The 18030-nt window shown below is 39.9% G+C and carries 19 protein-coding genes; 18 read left to right on the forward strand and 1 reads right to left on the reverse strand.

Translation table 11 applies throughout. The features are described 5' to 3' along the window. Positions 1 to 93: 93 nt before the first annotated feature. From HT703_RS09740 to HT703_RS09790, 12 genes are all read left to right on the forward strand, one after another. On the forward strand, positions 94 to 1611 hold the full coding sequence (locus HT703_RS09740; RefSeq protein WP_050208707.1) for a PTS transporter subunit EIIC: 1518 nt from the start codon (positions 94 to 96) through the stop codon (positions 1609 to 1611). A gap of 123 nt (positions 1612 to 1734) precedes the next feature. Beyond that, positions 1735 to 3063: an ABC transporter substrate-binding protein gene (locus HT703_RS09745; RefSeq protein WP_000672129.1), complete on the forward strand. Its 1329-nt coding sequence runs from the start codon at positions 1735 to 1737 to the stop codon at positions 3061 to 3063. Between the two features lie 251 nt (positions 3064 to 3314). Further along, the gene (locus HT703_RS09750; RefSeq protein ID WP_172930061.1) at positions 3315 to 4181 is read left to right on the forward strand and encodes a sugar ABC transporter permease; all 867 of its coding nucleotides are present in this window, start codon (positions 3315 to 3317) and stop codon (positions 4179 to 4181) included. A gap of 15 nt (positions 4182 to 4196) precedes the next feature. Beyond that, positions 4197 to 5036 carry a carbohydrate ABC transporter permease gene (locus HT703_RS09755; protein ID WP_001192006.1) on the forward strand — a complete coding sequence of 280 codons (840 nt, stop codon included), beginning with the start codon at positions 4197 to 4199 and terminating at the stop codon, positions 5034 to 5036. A 227-nt stretch (positions 5037 to 5263) separates the two neighbouring features. Further along, complete coding sequence (locus tag HT703_RS09760) at positions 5264 to 5716, forward strand: YhcH/YjgK/YiaL family protein (protein WP_000575436.1); 453 nt, start codon at positions 5264 to 5266, stop codon at positions 5714 to 5716. Positions 5717 to 6043: 327 nt separating this feature from the next. Further along, the gene (locus tag HT703_RS09765) at positions 6044 to 6388 is read left to right on the forward strand and encodes a hypothetical protein (RefSeq protein ID WP_014017319.1); all 345 of its coding nucleotides are present in this window, start codon (positions 6044 to 6046) and stop codon (positions 6386 to 6388) included. Positions 6389 to 6421: 33 nt separating this feature from the next. Further along, entirely contained in the window at positions 6422 to 6616 is a 195-nt protein-coding gene (locus tag HT703_RS11865; RefSeq protein ID WP_001810112.1) for a hypothetical protein, read from the forward strand. A gap of 82 nt (positions 6617 to 6698) precedes the next feature. Next, entirely contained in the window at positions 6699 to 7343 is a 645-nt protein-coding gene (locus HT703_RS09770; RefSeq protein WP_100104137.1) for a YesL family protein, read from the forward strand. Positions 7344 to 7512: 169 nt separating this feature from the next. Next, positions 7513 to 8430: a dihydrodipicolinate synthase family protein gene (locus HT703_RS09775; RefSeq protein ID WP_100104136.1), complete on the forward strand. Its 918-nt coding sequence runs from the start codon at positions 7513 to 7515 to the stop codon at positions 8428 to 8430. 17 nt (positions 8431 to 8447) lie between these two features. Further along, entirely contained in the window at positions 8448 to 9332 is an 885-nt protein-coding gene (locus tag HT703_RS09780) for an ROK family protein (protein WP_100104135.1), read from the forward strand. A gap of 96 nt (positions 9333 to 9428) precedes the next feature. Further along, the gene (locus HT703_RS09785; protein WP_172930059.1) at positions 9429 to 9716 is read left to right on the forward strand and encodes a hypothetical protein; all 288 of its coding nucleotides are present in this window, start codon (positions 9429 to 9431) and stop codon (positions 9714 to 9716) included. Further along, complete coding sequence (locus HT703_RS09790; protein WP_000384968.1) at positions 9706 to 10056, forward strand: type II toxin-antitoxin system RelE/ParE family toxin; 351 nt, start codon at positions 9706 to 9708, stop codon at positions 10054 to 10056. Before HT703_RS09785 ends, HT703_RS09790 begins: the two co-directional genes overlap by 11 nt. Positions 10057 to 10117: 61 nt before the next feature. Here HT703_RS09790 and HT703_RS09795 read toward each other — a convergent pair whose 3' ends face one another. Then, entirely contained in the window at positions 10118 to 10969 is an 852-nt protein-coding gene (locus tag HT703_RS09795; RefSeq protein WP_000360337.1) for a MurR/RpiR family transcriptional regulator, read from the reverse strand. Positions 10970 to 11272: 303 nt separating this feature from the next. Between HT703_RS09795 and pbp2b the strand changes: the two genes are divergently transcribed. The 6 genes from pbp2b to HT703_RS09825 all read left to right on the forward strand — a co-directional run bounded on the left by pbp2b (position 11273) and on the right by HT703_RS09825 (position 18006). Beyond that, a complete protein-coding gene (gene pbp2b / locus HT703_RS09800; protein ID WP_172930060.1) occupies positions 11273 to 13330 on the forward strand; it encodes a penicillin-binding protein 2B in 2058 nt (685 codons plus the stop codon). Positions 13331 to 13340: 10 nt separating this feature from the next. Next, positions 13341 to 13937, forward strand: coding sequence for a recombination mediator RecR (gene recR, locus HT703_RS09805; protein WP_000966761.1), 597 nt, complete (start codon positions 13341 to 13343; stop codon positions 13935 to 13937). A 175-nt stretch (positions 13938 to 14112) separates the two neighbouring features. After that, complete coding sequence (locus tag HT703_RS09810) at positions 14113 to 15156, forward strand: D-alanine--D-alanine ligase (RefSeq protein WP_000814626.1); 1044 nt, start codon at positions 14113 to 14115, stop codon at positions 15154 to 15156. A gap of 83 nt (positions 15157 to 15239) precedes the next feature. After that, positions 15240 to 16613: a UDP-N-acetylmuramoyl-tripeptide--D-alanyl-D-alanine ligase gene (murF, locus tag HT703_RS09815; RefSeq protein WP_054392832.1), complete on the forward strand. Its 1374-nt coding sequence runs from the start codon at positions 15240 to 15242 to the stop codon at positions 16611 to 16613. Beyond that, on the forward strand, positions 16600 to 17211 hold the full coding sequence (locus tag HT703_RS09820) for an NUDIX hydrolase (protein WP_000804584.1): 612 nt from the start codon (positions 16600 to 16602) through the stop codon (positions 17209 to 17211). Before murF ends, HT703_RS09820 begins: the two co-directional genes overlap by 14 nt. Positions 17212 to 17301: 90 nt before the next feature. Beyond that, positions 17302 to 18006, forward strand: coding sequence for a TIGR02206 family membrane protein (locus HT703_RS09825; RefSeq protein WP_001055261.1), 705 nt, complete (start codon positions 17302 to 17304; stop codon positions 18004 to 18006). Positions 18007 to 18030: the final 24 nt, after the last annotated feature.

The raw sequence follows: 18030 nt of genomic DNA on the forward strand, positions 1-18030 counted from the left end.
GAGGCATCGTTGTTGGTGGCGCTATTACTAGACCAAAAGAGATTACAGAACGCTTCGTTGCTGGTCTTAAATAAGATGTGAGGGGGGAGTTTTATATTTAAAGTTTTACAAAAAGTTGGAAAAGCTTTTATGTTACCTATAGCTATACTTCCTGCAGCAGGTCTACTTTTGGGGATTGGTGGTGCACTTTCAAACCCAACCACGATAGCAACTTATCCAATACTAGACAATAGTATTTTTCAATCGATATTCCAAGTAATGAGCTCTGCAGGAGAGGTTGTATTCAGTAACTTGTCACTACTTCTCTGTGTGGGATTATGTATTGGCTTAGCGAAACGAGATAAAGGAACCGCTGCGTTAGCAGGAGTAACTGGTTACTTAGTTATGACTGCAACGATCAAAGCTCTGGTAAAACTTTTTATGGCAGAAGGATCTGCAATTGATACTGGAGTTATTGGAGCATTAGTTGTCGGAATAGTTGCCGTATATTTGCACAACCGATATAGCAATATTCAATTACCTTCCGCTTTAGGATTCTTTGGAGGTTCACGCTTCGTTCCTATTGTTACATCGTTCTCTTCTATCTTAATTGGCTTTGTCTTCTTTGTTATTTGGCCACCTTTCCAACAACTTCTTGTTTCTACAGGTGGATATATTTCTCAGGCAGGTTCAATTGGAACTTTTCTATATGGATTTTTAATGAGACTTTCTGGAGCAGTAGGCTTACATCATATAATTTACCCTATGTTTTGGTATACTGAACTTGGTGGTGTTGAAACTGTTTCAGGACAAACAGTGGTTGGAGCTCAAAAAATATTTTTTGCTCAATTAGCCGATCCGGCTCATTCTGGATTATTTACAGAAGGAACAAGGTTTTTTGCAGGTCGTTTCTCAACAATGATGTTCGGTTTACCGGCTGCCTGTTTAGCGATGTACCATAGTGTTCCTAAGAATCGTCGTAAAAAATACGCGGGTTTGTTTTTTGGAGTTGCTTTAACATCTTTTATTACCGGTATTACAGAACCAATTGAATTTATGTTTCTATTCGTCAGTCCGGTTCTATATGTTGTTCACGCATTCCTTGATGGTGTCAGCTTCTTTATTGCAGACATCTTAAATATTTCAATAGGAAACACATTTTCAGGAGGTGTAATCGATTTTACTTTATTTGGAATTTTGCAGGGGAACGCTAAGACGAATTGGGTTCTTCAGATTCCATTTGGACTTATTTGGAGTGTTTTGTATTATATTATTTTTAGATGGTTCATTACTCAATTCAACGTTCTAACGCCAGGAAGAGGAGAAGAAGTAGATTCTAAAGAAATTTCTGAATCCGCAGATTCAACTTCAAATACTGCGGATCATTTAAAACAGGATAGCCTACAAATTATCAGAGCCTTGGGTGGATCAAATAATATAGAAGATGTAGATGCTTGTGTGACACGTTTACGTGTAGCTGTAAAAGAAGTTAATCAAGTTGATAAAGCACTTTTAAAACAAATTGGTGCAGTTGATGTCTTAGAAGTGAAGGGTGGCATTCAAGCAATCTATGGAGCAAAAGCAATCTTATATAAAAATAGTATTAATGAAATTTTAGGTGTAGATGATTAAGTACTTACTGACTTAATAAAAAATAGAGGAGAGTGATTGATGAGTAGGAAAAAATGAAAACGTATATAAATGCAAAGAACTCATTATCCAAGTTGGATACGCTTATAAAATAGGAGAATACAAATGAAATTTAGAAAATTAGCTTGTACAGTACTTGCGGGTGCTGCGGTTCTTGGTCTTGCTGCTTGTGGCAATTCTGGCGGAAGTAAAGATGCTGGTAAATCAGGTGGTGACGGTGCCAAAACAGAAATCACTTGGTGGGCATTCCCAGTATTTACCCAAGAAAAAGCTGGTGACGGTGTTGGAACTTATGAAAAATCAATCATCGAAGCGTTTGAAAAAGCAAATCCAGATGTAAAAGTGAAATTGGAAACCATCGACTTCAAGTCAGGCCCTGAAAAAATCACAACAGCCATCGAAGCAGGAACAGCTCCGGACGTACTCTTTGACGCACCAGGACGTATCATCCAATACGGTAAAAATGGTAAATTGGCTGAGTTGAACGACCTTTTCACAGATGAATTTGTTAAAGATGTCAATAACGAAAACATCATACAAGCAAGTAAAGCTGGAGACAAGGCTTACATGTATCCAATTAGTTCTGCCCCATTCTACATGGCAATGAACAAGAAAATGCTAGAAGATGCTGGAGTGGCAAACCTTGTAAAAGAAGGTTGGACAACTGATGATTTTGAAAAAGTATTGAAAGCACTCAAAGACAAGGGCTACACACCAGGTTCATTGTTCAGTTCTGGTCAAGGGGGAGACCAAGGAACACGTGCCTTTATCTCTAACCTTTATAGCGGTTCTGTAACAGATGAAAAAGTTAGCAAATATACAACTGATGATCCTAAATTCGTCAAAGGTCTTGAAAAAGCAACTGGCTGGATTAAAGACAATTTGCTCAATAATGGTTCACAATTTGACGGTGGGGCAGATATCCAAAACTTTGCCAACGGTCAAACATCTTACACAACCCTTTGGGCACCAGCTCAAAATGGTATCCAAGCTAAACTGTTAGAAGCAAGTAAGGTAGAAGTAGTAGAAGTACCATTCCCATCAGACGAAGGTAAACCAGCTCTTGAATACCTTGTAAACGGATTTGCAGTATTCAACAATAAAGACGACAAGAAAGTCGCTGCATCTAAGAAATTCATCCAGTTTATCGCAGATGACAAAGAGTGGGGACCTAAAGACGTAGTTCGTACAGGTGCTTTCCCAGTCCGTACTTCATTTGGAAAACTTTATGAAGACAAACGCATGGAAACAATCAGCGGCTGGACTCAATACTACTCACCATACTACAACACTATTGATGGATTTGCTGAAATGAGAACACTTTGGTTCCCAATGTTGCAATCTGTATCAAATGGTGACGAAAAACCAGCGGACGCTTTGAAAGCCTTCACTGAAAAAGCGAACGAAACAATCAAAAAAGCTATGAAACAATAGTCCTTAGTTATTCTATAAAAAGTAGTTTTTTAAAGAAGCTAAGAGTGTATACCCCCTTTTCCCTCTACACAGATAGTGTAAGAAAAGGGGGCTTTTGTTTAAAATGTAAGAAACTGTCACGAAATTAAAATGAAGTTCTTACATAAGCGAATCATAAAAAATTTCATTTTGATTTTAAAACAGTTCAAGAAAGTCAAAAAATTATTCTATTTGAAAGAGAGGTGCCGACTGTGAAAGTCAATAAAATTCGTATGCGGGAAACAGTGATTTCCTATGCTTTCCTAGCACCAGTGTTGTTCTTCTTTATTATCTTTGTTTTAGCACCAATGATTATGGGCTTCGTCACAAGTTTCTTTAACTATTCTATGACTAGTTTCCAATTTGTGGGCTTAGATAACTATGTCCGTATGTTTAAAGATCCTGTCTTTGCAAAATCTCTGATTAACACAGTTATTTTGGTTATTGGATCTGTGCCAGTTGTTGTTCTATTCTCACTCTTTGTAGCATCGCAAACCTATCACCAAAATGCTATTGCCAGATCCTTCTACCGTTTTGTCTTCTTCCTTCCTGTTGTAACAGGTAGTGTTGCCGTAACGGTTGTATGGAAATGGATCTATGATCCATTATCAGGTATCTTGAACTTTGTGCTTAAATCAAGTCATATCATTACTCAAAACATTTCATGGCTTGGTGATAAGCACTGGGCATTGATGGCGATTATGATTATTCTCTTGACCACTTCAGTTGGTCAGCCCATCATCCTTTATATCGCTGCTATGGGGAATATTGATAATTCACTGGTTGAAGCGGCGCGTGTTGATGGTGCAACTGAGTTTCAAGTTTTCTGGAAGATTAAATGGCCAAGCCTTCTTCCAACAACTCTTTATATTGCAATCATCACAACAATTAACTCCTTCCAGTGTTTCGCCTTGATTCAGCTTTTGACATCTGGTGGTCCAAACTACTCGACAAGTACCTTGATGTACTACCTGTACGAAAAAGCCTTCCAATTGACAGAATACGGCTATGCCAACACAATTGGTGTCTTCTTGGCAGTCATGATTGCTATCGTAAGCTTTGTTCAATTTAAAGTACTTGGAAACGACGTAGAATACTAAAGAAAGGAGACAGTTATGCAATCTACAGAAAAAAAACCATTAACAGCCTTTACTGTTATTTCAACAATCATTTTGCTCTTGTTGACTGTGCTGTTCATCTTTCCATTCTACTGGATTTTGACAGGGGCATTCAAGTCACAGCCTGATACCATTATGATTCCGCCACAATGGTTCCCTAAAATGCCAACCATGGAAAACTTCCAACAACTTATGGTGCAGAACCCTGCCTTGCAATGGATGTGGAACTCAGTATTTATCTCATTGGTAACCATGTTCTTAGTCTGTGCAACCTCATCTCTAGCAGGTTATGTATTGGCTAAAAAACGTTTCTATGGTCAACGTATCCTATTTGCTATCTTTATCGCTGCTATGGCGCTTCCAAAACAAGTTGTCCTTGTACCATTGGTACGTATCGTCAACTTCATGGGAATTCATGACACTCTTTGGGCAGTTATTTTGCCTTTGATTGGATGGCCATTTGGGGTCTTCCTCATGAAACAGTTCAGTGAAAATATCCCTACAGAATTGCTCGAATCAGCTAAGATTGATGGCTGTGGTGAGATTCGTACCTTCTGGAGCGTAGCCTTCCCGATTGTGAAACCAGGGTTTGCAGCCCTTGCAATCTTTACCTTCATCAATACTTGGAATGACTACTTCATGCAATTGGTAATGTTGACTTCACGTAACAATTTGACCATCTCACTTGGGGTTGCGACCATGCAGGCTGAAATGGCAACCAACTATGGTTTGATTATGGCAGGAGCTGCCCTTGCTGCCGTGCCAATTGTAACAGTCTTCCTAGTCTTCCAGAAATCCTTCACACAAGGGATTACTATGGGAGCGGTCAAAGGATAATACTCTGCGAAAATCGAATGCAAACTAGGTCAGCGTCACCTTGCCATACTTAAGTATTGCCTGCGGTTAGCTTCCTAGTTTGTTCTTCAATTTTCATTGAGTATAAGAGAATATAGAGGTTATAAGTGTCTACAAAATGTTGGGTATTTGCTTACCTTAGAGATTTTGTCAGACACTTATCAACTTAAGAATGGTTTTAGTTAACTATCAGAAACGAAGGAAAGAGTATGATTTTTGACGATTTGAAAAATATTAGCTTCTATAAAGGGATTCATCCCAATCTTGACAAGGCAATTGATTATCTTTATGAACATCGTAAAGATTCATTCGAGTTAGGAAAATATGATATTGATGGTGACAAGGTCTTTCTAGTTGTTCAAGAAAATGTCCTAAATAAAGCTGAAAATGACCAGTTTGAACATCACAAGAACTATGCAGACTTGCATTTGTTGGTAGAAGGGCATGAATATTCGAGCTACGGTTCACGTATCAAAGACGAGGCAGTAGCATTTGACGAAGCAAGTGACATTGGTTTTGTCCATTGTCATGAACACTACCCACTCTTATTGGGTTATCACAATTTTGCGATTTTCTTCCCAGGAGAGCCACATCAACCAAATGGTTATGCAGGTATGGAAGATCAAGTTCGCAAGTATTTGTTTAAAATTTTAATTGATTAAAAATAGGATGAATTGTTTTTTTTGTAAAGCTTTGATAATACTCTACCATGAAATTGATCTTTGTGAGGTAGAGAAATGAGAATAAAATATTTAAAAATTGGTATCTTCTTGTCAGTCTGTTTATTGCTAATGAGTAATATTTTACCTTCAATTGTGTATGCGAATGAAGTTTCGCATATCCAAACTATACAGTCAGAAATAGATCGAATAGATGCAAAATTATCTCAAAATTACTTGCTAACTGAACAAGAAATTAAGGATCTGGTGGAAGATAGCAAAGGAGTCTATCCAGACATATCAGATGAACGTAAAATTGAATTGCTAGAAATGGTATCTTCTAAGTATGCTGCAAGAGCTAGTTTCTTGGATGGACAGGGAATTACAGTTGATGAGATGGCTTGGATAATTAGGGGCATTGTGAATGCATTGATTGGTAGATACATAAAATTAGGTACTTATGCGGCTAAGTATGGTATTAGTATGGCACGCTCGATCTTAAGTAGGGCAGCTGCAACTGCAGCAGCAAGAGTAGGATTAGCGACCAAGATTTCTGGATGGATTTTACGAGTAGCTGTGAATGTAGCTGATGTATATGGTAATTTTGCCTACAATATTGCTGCAGCTTGGGATGCACATGATAAAATTCCTAACAATGGTCGTATAAACTTTTAAAATGTGAGAATGAAAGCACTTTGTATTTTTTTATTGAAAGCACTTTGTATTTTTTTATTGAATATGTTAGCTTGGACAGTGCTTGCAATGATAATCCGTGGAGGGCTAGATGGATTTAATGAGCATACTTGGAGTACTATTTTAATTGCTTCGCTGTCCGGGATATATATAGATTATATGTCCATAGATAAAAGTAGAAAAAAGTCCAAAAGAAAAAAGAAAAAATAGATTTGTTCATGGTAGGGACTTATGAAAGCTTTACTGACAAAAAAGAAAACAGTTTACAAAGAAAAATGATGGAGGAGCAAACATGGCACAAAAAGGAGTAAGCCTTATCAAGGCAGCATTTGATACAGACAACTTTCTCATGCGTTTCAGTGAGAAAGTCTTGGACATCGTGACAGCCAATCTTCTTTTTGTCGTCTCTTGTTTGCCCATCGTGACGATTGGAGTGGCTAAAATCAGCCTCTACGAGACCATGTTTGAGATTAAGAAGAGCAGACGGGTGCCTGTTTTTAAAATCTATCTAAGATCTTTCAAGCAAAATCTGAAACTAGGTTTTCAGTTGGGGATGTTAGAATTAGGAATTGTATTTCTTACCTTTTCAGATCTCTATCTTTTCTGGGGTCAAACAGCTCTGCCCTTCCAATTGGTTAAAGCTATTTGTTTAGGTATTCTTATTTTCCTTACCATTGTGATGCTGGCTAGCTATCCAATCGCTGCGCGCTATGATTTAACTTGGAAAGAAGTGTTACAGAAAGGGCTTATCTTGGCTAGTTTTAACTTTCCTTGGTTCTTCCTCATGTTAGCCATTCTTGTCCTCATTGTGATGGTTCTTTATCTGTCCGCCTTCAGTCTACTCTTAGGTGGCTCAGTCTTCCTACTTTTTGGGTTTGGACTATTGGTCTTTATCCAGACTGGATTGATGGAGAAAATTTTCGCAAAATATCAATAGGAGTCTTATTTCTGAAACTACTTTCAAAGGCTTCAAACGCTATTCTATAAGCTAGAAACTAAAATCTAAGTGTCTATAAGATATTGAAAGCCTTTTCGGTAAAGTGTATACTAAAGAAGTAAAGAAAGAATCTGCTTTAGCAGAAAATAAAAATAATAGGAGAAAATCTATGTCAGATTTGAAAAAATACGAAGGTGTCATTCCAGCCTTCTACGCATGTTATGATGATCAAGGAGAAGTAAGCCCAGAACGTACGCGTGCCTTGGTTCAATACTTCATTGATAAAGGTGTTCAAGGCCTCTATGTTAATGGTTCTTCTGGCGAATGTATCTACCAAAGCGTTGAAGACCGCAAGTTAATCTTGGAAGAAGTCATGGCAGTTGCCAAAGGGAAATTGACCATCATTGCTCACGTTGCTTGCAACAATACCAAAGACAGTATGGAACTTGCTCGCCATGCAGAAAGTTTGGGTGTAGATGCCATTGCAACGATTCCACCAATTTACTTCCGCTTGCCAGAATACTCAGTCGCTAAATATTGGAACGATATCAGTTCTGCAGCTCCAAATACAGACTACGTGATTTATAACATTCCTCAATTGGCAGGGATTGCTTTGACTCCAAGCCTTTACACTGAAATGTTGAAAAATCCACGTGTTATCGGTGTTAAGAACTCTTCTATGCCAGTTCAAGATATCCAAACCTTTGTTAGCCTTGGTGGGGAAGACCATATCGTCTTTAACGGTCCAGATGAACAGTTCTTAGGTGGCCGCCTCATGGGTGCTAAAGCTGGTATCGGTGGTACTTATGGTGCTATGCCAGAACTCTTTTTGAAACTCAATCAGTTGATTGCTGACAAAGACTTGGAAACAGCGCGTGAATTGCAATACGCTATCAATGCAATCATTGGCAAATTGACTGCTGCACATGGAAATATGTACGGTGTCATCAAAGAGGTTTTGAAGATCAATGAAGGCTTGAATATTGGTTCTGTTCGTTCACCATTGACACCAGTGACTGAAGAAGATCGTCCAGTTGTAGAAGCAGCTGCAGCCTTGATTCGTGAAACCAAGGAGCGCTTCCTCTAATCCATAAGGAGGTATTTATGACACACTACGTTGCAATTGATATCGGTGGAACCAACATCAAATATGGTTTGATTGACCAAGAAGGCCAACTTGTTGAATCCCATGAAATGCCAACTGAGGCGCATAAGGGTGGACCTCATATCTTACAAAAAACCAAAGATATTGTAGCCAGCTATTTAGAAAAAGGCCCAGTAGCAGGAGTTGCTATTTCTTCTGCTGGGATGGTGGATCCAGATAAGGGTGAAATTTTCTATGCTGGCCCTCAGATTCCTAACTATGCTGGAACTCAGTTTAAAAAAGAAATTGAGAGTACCTTTGAAATCCCTTGCGAGATTGAAAATGACGTCAACTGTGCAGGTCTTGCTGAGGTAGTATCTGGTTCAGGTAAGGGAGCGAGTGTCACCCTTTGCCTGACTATTGGAACCGGTATCGGTGGTTGCTTGATTATGGATGGGAAAGTTTTCCATGGTTTTAGTAATTCAGCCTGTGAAGTCGGTTATATGCATATGCAGGATGGAGCTTTCCAAGATTTGGCTTCTACAACAGCTTTAGTGAAATATGTAGCTGAAGCACATGGAGAAGATGTTGATCAGTGGAATGGCCGACGCATCTTTAAGGAAGCCACTGAAGGCAACAAGATTTGTATGGCTGGTATTGACCGCATGGTAGACTATCTAGGAAAAGGTCTGGCAAATATTTGCTATGTGGCCAATCCAGAAGTAGTCATTCTCGGTGGCGGTATCATGGGACAAGAGGCTATCCTCAAACCCAAGATCCGTACAGCCTTGAAAGAAGCCTTGGTGCCAAGCCTAGCTGAAAAAACACGATTAGAATTTGCCCATCATCAGAATACAGCAGGTATGCTTGGTGCATATTATCATTTTAAGACAAAACAATCCTAGTTTGGCTCAGCCAAACTAGGATTTTCTAATCAAATTCCCTTGACTTTCTTTATAATTGTGAGATAATAAATAAAATATATAAAGGAATTATATAAAATGACTATAGCGAATTCAAGTAAGATTGTGACCTTCCAAGCTAATAGAGAATTAGTAAATGATGCCATGGAAGTGTTAAAAGAAAAAAATCTCTCTCTTTCATCAGCACTCAGATTATTTTTAAAGAATGTTGCCGTAACAAATGAAGTAGATTTACTGAGTGAAGAGGAATTAGAGAAGGAGTATTTGTTTAGACAATTACAAGCAGAAGTTCAAGAAAGTTATGCCAAGATTGAGGCTGGATATTACTTGACAGATGAGGATGTCGTGACACGCTATGGATTATAAAAGATATAGGATTTTGTATTCTCCTAGAGTGATTGATAGTCTGGATAAAATATATCAGTATATAGCGGAGGAAATCGGTTCTGTAGAGGCTGCGAGACGAAAAGTAGCCAATATTAGAAAAGATATTAATCGGCTAGAAATTTTCCCCCAAGCTGGATTTGATGCTGATGAAAAATTTGGTAAGAAATTAGACCCTCGCTACCAAACGCGAGGATTGACCTTGAGTAAGGATTACATTGTATTGTATACAATTGTTGAGGATACCGTCAGACTTGCTTATTTACTCCCTTCAAAAAGTGATTACATGAAATTATTCAAGACTAAGTCAAGATATGACTAATTCATAATCTTGAAGAGGTATGTTTGGTGATGAATAAAAATCCTAGTTTGGCTTAGCCAAACTAGGATTTTCTGACACGTTTTTGTCTACGATAGCCGTTGAGTTTCTTATTTTCCCAGTAGCTATTAAAGATTTTTTCCTTGCTTTCGCGATTGATTTCCAAAAAGTAGGCATAAATCAAATCGATAAAGAAGAGCATAGGAAGTTGAGCGGATATTCGTTGGATATAGGAAGGCTGGCTGTGGGTGGCTACAAGAACAGTCTCTGTGTAGGCCTGGCTATCTTTATTGGGAACACTTGAAAAGAGTACAGTCTTTGCCCCCATCTCCTTGGCATCTAATAGACTATCTAAAATAGAAGGTGTTGTACCAGAAAGTGAGAAGCCCAGTACGAGACAATTTTCCTCCATAATGCTGGTTGTCCATGCAAAGCCATCTTGATCGGTCAAGGCTTCGCAGACCACACCCAGACGCATGAACCGCAATTTCATTTCACGGGCGACGAGGCCAGAACTCCCTGTTCCGAAGAAGTAGACACGCTCAGCATCTTCGATTAGCTGGGCAATTCGTTCTAGTTGGATTTCGTCAATCAAGTCTTGTGTTTGTTCCCTCATATTGCTATAACTTCTGAGGACTCGTTTGGTCAGTGGACTGTGCTTGGAGACTTGGTTGGCTTGATTTTCTGCCTGATGTTGGTATTGGAAAATAAATTCTCGGTAGCCAGTAAAGCCACACTTTTTAGCAAAGCGGGTCAAAGCAGCTTGAGAAATATGTAATTTTTGGGTGACTTGTTGAGAAGATAAATCATCTGTAATCGTTTCAGCTTGCAAAAAATAGCGAGCGATTTCTTGCTCTAGGTCTGTCATTTCTTCAAAATGTGAATCAATGATAGTTGCGATATCTGGTTTGTCCATAGGGAAAGCTCCTTTACATGAGTCATACTGGAAGACTAGATCAGGGAATAGTCACACTTCATTATAACACATAATATAAGGATAGATAAATAAAAACGCATCTCTGTTTTAAAAACGAAAAAGTCGAAAAAGCTTCTTACTTTTCCATAATTTTCTACTCAAATTGTGGTACAATTAAGAGTAAGATTTTAATTATACTCTTCGAAAATCTCTTCAAACTACGTCATCGTTGCCTTGCCGTACTCAAGTACAGCCTGCGGCTAGCTTCCTAGTTTGCTCTTTGATTTTCATTGAGTATTAGAAATGAGACTGATTTGTATGAGAAGATTTAACAGCCATTCGATTCCGATTCGGCTTAATTTATTGTTTTCAATCATCATTTTACTCTTTATGACCATTATTGGTCGTTTGTTGTATATGCAGGTTTTAAACAAGGATTTTTACGAAAAAAAGCTAGCATCAGCTAGTCAGACCAAGGTCACAAGCAGTTCTGCCCGTGGGGAAATTTATGATGCTAGTGGGAAACCTTTGGTAGAAAATACGCTAAAGAAGGTTGTTTCCTTTACGCGTAGCAATAAAATGACGGCTACAGACTTAAAAGAAACAGCTAAAAAGTTACTGACTTATGTGAGCATCAGCTCTCTAAATTTGACAGAACGCCAGCTGGCGGATTACTATTTGGCTGATCCTGAAATCTATAAACAGACAGTGGAGGCTCTCCCAAGCGAGAAACGCTTGGATTCAGATGGCAATCGCCTATCCGAATCAGAACTGTATAACAATGCGGTCGATAGTGTCCAAACGAGTCAACTAAACTATACAGAGGATGAAAAGAAAGAAATCTATCTTTTTAGTCAGTTAAATGCTGTTGGAAACTTTGCGACAGGTACCATTGCGACAGATCCTTTAAATGATTCTCAGGTGGCTGTTATTGCCTCTATTTCAAAGGAGATGCCTGGCATTAGTATTTCTACTTCTTGGGATCGAAAGGTTTTGGAAACTTCTCTTTCTTCTATAGTAGGGAGTGTATCCAGTGAAAAAGCTGGTCTCCCGGCGGAAGAAGCAGAAGCCTATCTTAAAAAAGGCTATTCTCTAAATGACCGTGTTGGAACTTCGTATTTGGAAAAGCAATATGAAGAGACCTTGCAAGGAAAACGCTCGGTAAAAGAAATCCATCTGGATAAATATGGTAATATGGAAAGCGTGGATACAATTGAGGAAGGTAGTAAGGGAAACAATATCAAGCTGACCATTGATTTGGCCTTCCAAGATAGCGTGGATGCTCTGCTGAAAAGTTATTTCAATTCCGAGCTAGGAAATGGAGGAGCCAAGTATTCTGAAGGTGTCTATGCAGTCGCCCTTAACCCCAAAACAGGTGCTGTTTTGTCTATGTCAGGACTCAAACATGACCTGAAAACGGGAGAGTTGACGCCTGATTCCTTGGGAACGGTAACCAATGTCTTTGTCCCAGGTTCGGTTGTCAAGGCTGCGACCATCAGCTCAGGTTGGGAAAATGGAGTCTTGTCAGGAAACCAGACCTTGACAGACCAGTCCATTGTCTTCCAAGGTTCAGCTCCCATCAATTCTTGGTATACTCAGGCTTACGGTTCATTCCCTATCACAGCAGTCCAAGCTCTGGAGTATTCATCCAATACTTATATGGTCCAAACAGCCTTAGGTCTTATGGGGCAAACCTACCAACCCAATATGTTTGTCGGCACCAGCAAGCTAGAGTCAGCTATGGGGAAATTGCGTTCAACCTTTGGTGAATATGGCTTGGGCTCTGCGACTGGGATTGACCTACCAGATGAATCTACTGGATTTGTTCCCAAAGAGTATAGCTTTGCTAATTACATTACTAATGCCTTTGGGCAGTTTGATAACTATACGCCCATGCAGTTGGCTCAGTATGTAGCAACTATTGCAAATGATGGTGTTCGTGTGGCTCCTCGTATTGTTGAAGGCATTTATGGTAATAATGATAAGGGAGGCTTAGGCGACTTGATTCAGCAACTGCAACCGACAGAGATGAATAAGGTCAATATATCCGACTCCGATATGAGTATCTTGCACCAAGGTTTTTATCAGGTTGCTCATGGGACTAGTGGATTGACAACTGGACGTGCCTTTTCAAATGGTGCCTTGGTATCCATTAGCGGAAAAACGGGTACAGCCGAAAGCTATGTGGCAGATGGCCAGCAAGCAACCAATACTAATGCGGTGGCTTATGCCCCATCTGATAATCCCCAAATCGCTGTCGCAGTGGTCTTTCCTCATAATACCAATTTAACAAATGGTGTAGGACCTTCCATTGCGCGTGATATTATCAATTTGTATCAAAAATACCATCCAATGAACTAGAAAGGAAATTATGCTTTATCCAACACCCATTGCCAAGCTGATTGACAGCTATTCTAAGTTACCAGGTATCGGGATTAAGACGGCTACGCGTTTGGCCTTTTATACGATTGGGATGTCTGATGACGATGTCAATGAATTTGCAAAAAATCTCCTTTCTGCTAAGAGAGAATTGACCTACTGTTCCGTTTGTGGACGTTTGACAGACGACGACCCTTGCTCTATCTGTACCGATCCGACTCGTGACCAGACAACGATTTTGGTGCTAGAGGATAGTCGTGATGTGGCAGCTATGGAAAATATCCAAGAATACCACGGGCTCTATCATGTCTTGCATGGCCTCATTTCCCCTATGAATGGTATCAGTCCAGATGATATCAATCTCAAGGGGCTCATGACTCGTCTGATGGATAGTGAGGTTTCAGAAGTAATCGTAGCAACCAATGCCACAGCAGATGGGGAAGCAACTTCCATGTATCTTTCCCGCTTACTCAAGCCAGCTGGGATCAAGGTTACGCGCTTGGCACGAGGTCTTGCTGTGGGAGCAGATATCGAGTATGCGGACGAAGTCACACTCTTACGGGCTATTGAAAATCGAACAGAGTTGTAAGTGTAGACAAATTTACGAACTCCATTCATTTATAAAAAATCAAGGAGGCTGAAAATCGTTCCTATCGGCCTCTTTTTGTATAGTGTGATGAGTAGGATCAGGTTCAAGTTTTAAAAAACCAAGCAAATATGATATACTAAAGAGCGAGTATTCTAGTAGAATTAGGACAAATAATATGAAACAAACGATTATTCTTTTATATGGTGGAAGGAGTGCGGAACGTGAAGTCTCTGTCCTTTCAGCTGAGAGTATCATGCGTGCGGTTAACTACGACCGTTTCACAGTCAAGACTTTCTTTATCAGTCAGTCAGGTGACTTTATCAAAACGCAGGAATTTAGTCAGACTCCAGGTCAAGAGGACCGTCTCATGACCAATGAAACCATTGATTGGGATAAGAAAGTTGCACCAAGTGCTATCTATGAAGAAGGGGCAGTGGTCTTTCCAGTTCTTCATGGTCCGATGGGAGAAGATGGCTCTGTTCAAGGATTCCTTGAAGTTTTGAAATTGCCTTATGTCGGTTGCAATATCTTGTCATCCAGTCTTGCCATGGATAAAATCACGACTAAGCGTGTGTTAGAATCTGCTGGCATTGCACAAGTTCCCTATGTGGCTATCGTTGAAGGGGATGATGTGACTGCTAAAATCGCTGAAGTGGAAGAAAAATTGACTTATCCAGTCTTCACTAAGCCGTCAAACATGGGTTCTAGTGTCGGTATTTCTAAGTCTGAAAATCAAGAAGAACTTCGTCAAGCTTTGGAACTTGCCTTTCAATATGACAGCCGTGTCTTGGTAGAGCAAGGGGTCAATGCCCGTGAAATCGAGGTTGGTCTCTTGGGAAACTACGATGTCAAAAGCACGCTACCAGGAGAAGTAGTCAAGGATGTTGCCTTTTATGACTACGATGCCAAGTATATTGATAACAAGATTACCATGGACATCCCAGCCAAAATCAGTGATGATGTGGTAGCTGTCATGCGTCAAAATGCAGAGACGGCCTTCCGTGCCATTGGAGGCCTCGGTCTCTCTCGTTGCGATTTCTTCTATACAGATAAGGGAGAGATTTTCCTAAACGAGCTCAATACCATGCCAGGTTTCACCCAGTGGTCAATGTATCCACTACTTTGGGACAATATGGGAATCAGCTACGCAGAACTAATCGAGCGTTTGGTTGACCTTGCCAAGGAAAGCTTTAACAAGCGCGAAGCGCATTTGCTATAAAATGAAAGAGAGGGTAGAAGCCAGAACCATCACTGCCAGGTGACTAGAGTTCTCGGGCTTCGACCCTTTTTAAAGGAGTAGAAATGAAATTAACAATCCATGAAGTTGCCCAAGCTGTTGGAGCTAAAAATGATGTTAGTCTTTTTGCGAACGCCCAGTTAGAAAAGGCTGAGTTTGACAGTCGATTGATTGGGACTGGAGATTTATTTGTGCCACTCAAAGGTGCGCGTGATGGTCATGACTTTATCGAAACAGCCTTTGAAAATGGTGCGGTAGCAACCCTGTCTGAGAAAGAAATCGCAAATCATCCCTACATTCTAGTAGACGACGTGTTGACTGCATTTCAAAAACTAGCTGCCTACTATCTTGAAAAAACGACTGTTGATGTCTTTGCTATTACGGGTTCAAATGGTAAGACAACGACCAAGGATATGTTGGCACATTTGCTGTCAACAATCTACAAAACCTACAAAACTCAAGGAAACTACAATAACGAGATTGGTCTTCCTTACACAGTTCTCCATATGCCTGAAGGAACAGAAAAGTTGGTTTTGGAGATGGGACAGGATCACTTGGGAGATATTCATCTCTTGTCTGAATTGGCTCATCCAAAGATAGCCATCGTGACCTTGGTTGGAGAAGCCCATTTGGCCTTTTTCAAAGACCGTTCGGAGATTGCCCAAGGAAAAATGCAAATTGCAGATGGCATGGCTTCGAATTCCTTGCTTTTGGCCCCAGCCGACTCCATTGTAGAGGCCTACTTGCCAACTGATAAAAAGGTGGTTCGTTTTGGGCAAGGAGCAGAGTTGGAAATCACAGACTTGGTTGAGCGTAAGGACAGTCTGACCTTTAAAGCTAATTTCTTGGAACAAGCCCTTGATTTGCCAGTGACTGGTAAGTACAATGCCACTAATGCTATGATTGCTGCTTATGTGGCCCTACAAGAAGGAGTTTCAGAAGAACAAATTTGTCAGGCCTTCCAAAATCTTGAATTGACGCGTAACCGTACCGAGTGGAAGAAAGCAGCCAATGGAGCAGACATCTTGTCAGATGTTTACAATGCCAATCCAACTGCTATGAAGCTGATTTTAGAGACCTTCTCTGCCATTCCAGCCAATGAAGGGGGCAAGAAAATTGCGGTTTTAGCGGACATGAAGGAACTGGGTAACCAGTCAGTTCAACTCCATAATCAGATGATTTTGAGCCTTTCTCCAGATGTGCTGGATACCGTGATTTTCTACGGAGAAGACATTGCTGAATTGGCCCAACTTGCCAGTCAAATGTTCCCAATTGGCCACGTTTACTATTTCAAGAAAACAGAAGACCAAGACCAATTTGAAGACCTAGTCAAGCAGGTCAAGGAAAGCCTCAGTGCCAATAATCAAATCTTGCTCAAGGGCTCTAACTCTATGAACCTAGCCATGTTGGTAGAAAGTTTAGAAAATGAAACCAAGTGATTTTGTTAAGTATCTGCAAAGAATGATTGCCCTTACAGATACTGGCTTAACCTTTACAAAAGATCCTTTTGACTGTGAGCGCTACGAAGACTTGCGAAGTCTGTTATCTGAAATGTTGAATCAGGTATCAGACCTTGATGCAGACGAAGTGGCAGAACTCTTGAAACCGACCTCCGCTTATGCGACTCCCTTAATGGACGTCCGTGCTTGGATTGTTGAGGATGAGAAGATTTGTCTGGTTAGGGGACAAGGAGAGGATAGTTGGGCTTTGCCAGGTGGCTTTGGTGAAGTCGGCTATTCTCCAACTGAAAATATTCTCAAGGAAATTGAAGAAGAAACCGGTTTTAAAGCCAAAGTTGAAAGACTGCTAGCTGTTTTTGATACCAATCGTTTCCAACTACAGAGCAAACAATATGCAAAGTTTGTTTTTGAATGTAAGCTTCTCGATGGACAATTCCAAGAAAATCAAGAAATCGCTGACCTTCAATTTTTTGCAATTGACCAACTGCCGAATTTATCTGAAAAACGCATTACCAAGGAGCAAATCGAGATTCTTTGGCAGGTTTATCAAGGTCAGAGGGAGCAATATCTTGACTAAGAAGATGATTATCGTATTTCTAAATCCATTTTTGACAAATAGCATGGTATAATAATATGCAGGAAAATTTTGAATTATGAGGAAGACTAGATGAATTTATGGGATATTTTTTTTACAACTCAGCCAACAGAACCACCTAAATTTGATCTTTTTTGGTATGTTAGCCTATTTACGCTCTTAGCCTTGACCTTTTATACAGCCTATCGCTATCGTGAAAAGAAGGTTTACCAACGATTTTTCCAGATTTTACAGGCCGTTCAGTTGATCCTTCTTTATGGTTGGTACTGGGTCAATCATATGCCATTGTCAGAAAGCCTACCCTTTTACCATTGCCGTATGGCTATGTTTGTGGTACTCTTGCTTCCTGGTCAGTCCAAATATAAACAATACTTTGCATTATTGGGAACATTTGGGACATTAGCAGCCTTTGTTTATCCAGTGCCAGATGCTTACCCTTTTCCACATATCACCATTTTATCCTTTATCTTTGGTCATTTAGCACTCTTGGGGAACTCTCTAGTTTATCTATTGAGACAGTATAGTGCGAAATTGCTGGATGTGAAGGGAATTTTTCTCATGACCTTTGCCCTAAATGCCTTGATTTTTGTGGTCAATTTGGTAACAGGTGGGGATTACGGATTCTTGACAAAACCGCCATTGGTTGGGGATCATGGTCTAGTAGCTAATTATTTACTTGTTTCAATTGTGCTGGTAGCTACTATCAGTTTGACTAAGAAAATCTTAGAATTCTTTTTAGCTCAAGAAGCAGAAAAAATGATTGCAAAGAAAGCTTAACACAGAGCCAATGTCATTAAGTTA

Origin of the sequence: Streptococcus sp. 3874 (assembly GCF_013276425.1) — a bacterium.
GTDB classification, from domain to species: domain Bacteria; phylum Bacillota; class Bacilli; order Lactobacillales; family Streptococcaceae; genus Streptococcus; species Streptococcus pseudopneumoniae.